This is a genomic window from Arthrobacter sp. Hiyo1, from assembly GCF_001263615.2.
Classification (GTDB): domain Bacteria; phylum Actinomycetota; class Actinomycetes; order Actinomycetales; family Micrococcaceae; genus Arthrobacter.
In genome coordinates this window covers 160256-163236 of sequence record NZ_DF952476.1, presented here as the reverse complement: position 1 = coordinate 163236, position 2981 = coordinate 160256, and the positions used below count along the sequence as shown (strand labels likewise).

The window sequence follows — 2981 nt, the reverse complement described above, 5'->3', positions numbered from 1 at the left end:
GCAACCCTCTTGGCCGAGCGGCGCGACCAGCTGGCCGGCGACGTCGTCCTCATGTTGCAGCCCGGCGAGGAAGGCTTCGACGGCGCGGGCCACATGATCCGCGAAGGCGTCCTGGACGCCGCAGGCCGCCGTGTTGACGCCGCCTACGGCATGCATGTCTTCTCCTCCCTGGAACCGTATGGCCAATTCTGCACCAAAGCTGGCGTGATGATGAGCGCCTCGGACGGACTCTTCGTCACGGTCCTGGGCGCCGGCGGCCATGGCTCGGCGCCGCATTCGGCCAAGGACCCCGTGACCGCGGCCGCGGAAATGGTGACGGCGCTGCAGGTCATGATCACGCGTCAGTTCAACATGTTCGATCCCGTAGTCCTGACCGTGGGCGTGCTTCAGGCAGGTACCAAGCGCAACGTCATCCCCGAATCCGCGCGTTTCGAAGCCACCATCCGCACGTTTTCCGACGCCTCCCGCGAGCGGATGATGACTGCGATTCCGCAGCTCCTCAAGGGCATTGCCTCCGCGCACGGCCTTGAGGTGGACGTCGACTACCGCGGCGAATACCCCATGACCGTCACTGACGAGGACGAGACGCACACCGCAGAGGGTGTCATATCTGGAATGTTCGGCGATTCCCGGCTCTCCCGCTGGGCCACGCCGATCAGTGGCTCGGAGGATTTCTCCCGGGTCCTGGCCGAAGTTCCGGGAACCTTCGTGGGCCTCAGCGCCGTGCCGCGGGGCGTGGACCACACCACCTCACCGTTCAACCACTCTCCCTATGCCACGTTCGACGACGGCGTCCTGTCCGATGGTGCGGCGCTCTACGCAGAGCTCGCGGTCTCCCGTATCGCCACCCTCGCCGCCGGCAACTAACCACCACCCCCAGACCTTGGAGCAAGACATGACCGCAACCGTAGGCGCTTCAGCCACAGCCCAGGTTCACAAGTCCCATCTGCGAACCCTCATCGGCACCGGCATCGGCAACGCCGTCGAATGGTACGACTGGGCCATTTACGCCACGTTCTCGCCCTTCATCGCCAGCGCGCTCTTCAGCAGCGCCGACCCCACGTCCGCGGTCCTCTCCACCTTGGCGATCTTCGCCGTCGGATTCGTGGCCCGGCCGTTCGGCGGCTTCGTCTTCGGCTGGATCGGCGACCGGATCGGCCGCAAGACGTCCATGACCATCGCCGTCGGCCTCGCGGCTGTCGGCAGCCTGTTGATCGGTATCGCCCCGACATTCCAGGCCGTTGGGGCCCTGGCATCCGTCATGCTCCTGGTGGCCCGCCTCATCCAGGGCCTCGCCCACGGTGGCGAGCTGCGTCGTCGCAAACGTATTTGTCCGAAATGGCGCCCAAGGAAAAGCGCGGCTTCTGGGCGACCCTCATCTACACCTCCGGCACAGCCGGCATCCTCGCCGGGACCCTGCTGGGCGCCATCCTGACCGGCGTGCTGAGCAAGGCCGACATGAACGCCTGGGGCTGGCGCATCCCGTTCCTGGTGGGAGGTGCCCTGGGCATCTACGCCCTGGTCATGCGGGCCAAAATGAAGGAGACCGAGGCGTTCCAAGCCGAAGCTCCGACGGAAAAGCGCGAGCCCATGTGGCCGCAGATCGTCAAATACCGCAAGCAGGCCCTGCAGGTTATCGGGCTGACCGTCGGCCTCACCGTTGTCTACTACATCTGGGGCGTCGTGGCGCCGAGCTACGCGGCCAGCAGTCTCAAGATGGATCGTGGCGCAGCCTTGTGGGCCGGCGTCATCGGCAACGTCGCGTTCATCGCGTCGCTGCCGTTCTGGGGCAAGCTGTCCGACCGCATCGGCCGCAAGCCCGTGCTGATCGTGAGTTCCGCCGGGGCGGCGTTGCTGCACTTCCCCATGACGTGGCTCCTGAAGGACTCCCCTTGGCAGCTTGCCGTTTCGATGTCCGTGATGTTGTTTTTCATTGCCGGCAGCGCCTCGATTGTCCCGGCCGTGTACGCCGAACTGTTCCCGACCAAGATCCGCACCGTCGGCGTCGGCGTCCCGTACTCCATCTGCGTTGCGGTCTTCGGCGGGACGGCCCCGTACCTGCAGACGTGGCTCGGCAGCATCGGCCAAGCCAACATGTTCAACGTCTACGCCGTGATCCTGTTGGCCATCGGTATCGCGTTCGCCTTCATGATCCCGGAAACCAAGGGCAAGGACCTGACGCACTAACCTCCCCCGTTCGGACCCAACTGACTCGCAGTTAACGTCGTTTTGAGCCCTGAAAACGACAACAACTGCGAGTCAGTCGGGCTAGCCGACGTAGCGGTTCCGACCGGCGCGGAACCCGAAGAAGGCCGCCAGGGACCCCACCACGAGGAACAGGATGCCGGCTGCGGCGAAGCCACCGGTCGCTTGGTGCAACTGGCCGACCATCAGCGTTCCCGTGGAGCCCAAGCCATAGCCGACGCCCTGCATCATGCCCGAAAGGTGCGCGGCGGTGTGCGAATCGCGGGTACGCAGCATGATCATGGTCAACGCCACGGCCGTGAGGCTCCCCTGGCCAAGGCCCAACAGTCCGGTCCACACCCAGATCAGGTCCGTGGGGCCGAAAATGCTCAAGGCAAAGCCACCCCCGGTCATGAGCGCCACCACGGTGTTGATGACGCGCTGATCCTTGAACCGGGCCGCTAGCCCCGGAGCAACGAACGAACCAAGCATCTGCAGGACAATCGACACGGACACGATCAAGCCGGCCGTCCCGCCGTCGATCCCGCGATCACGCAGGATCGGCGCCAACCAGGCGAACACGCTGAAGGACATCATCGCCTGCAACACCATGAAGGCGGTGACCTGCCAGGCGACGGCGGAACGCCAGACGTTCGCACCGCCGTCGGCCGCGTTGTGGCGGACGGGGTGCTGGCGGATCGCCAGCGGCAGGAAAAGCAAAAGTACGACGGCGGCGGGCAGCGCCCAGAACCACAGCGCCGAGGTCCAGTGCCCGGCCGCCGCGAAGACGGGGTAGG

The 2981-nt window shown here is 65.6% G+C and carries 2 protein-coding genes and 1 pseudogene; 2 read left to right on the top strand and 1 reads right to left on the bottom strand.

Features of this window, described 5'->3' with window-relative positions; genetic code table 11:
• Positions 1–867: M20 metallopeptidase family protein (locus AHiyo1_RS21195; RefSeq protein ID WP_059389902.1), on the top strand; the 867-nt coding region annotated here is incomplete at its 5' end.
• Between the two features lie 28 nt (positions 868–895).
• A pseudogene (locus AHiyo1_RS21190) lies at positions 896–2187 on the top strand (MFS transporter).
• Positions 2188–2268: 81 nt separating this feature from the next.
• Here AHiyo1_RS21190 and AHiyo1_RS21185 read toward each other — a convergent pair.
• Positions 2269–2981: MFS transporter (locus AHiyo1_RS21185; RefSeq protein WP_113990734.1), on the bottom strand; the 713-nt coding region annotated here is incomplete at its 5' end.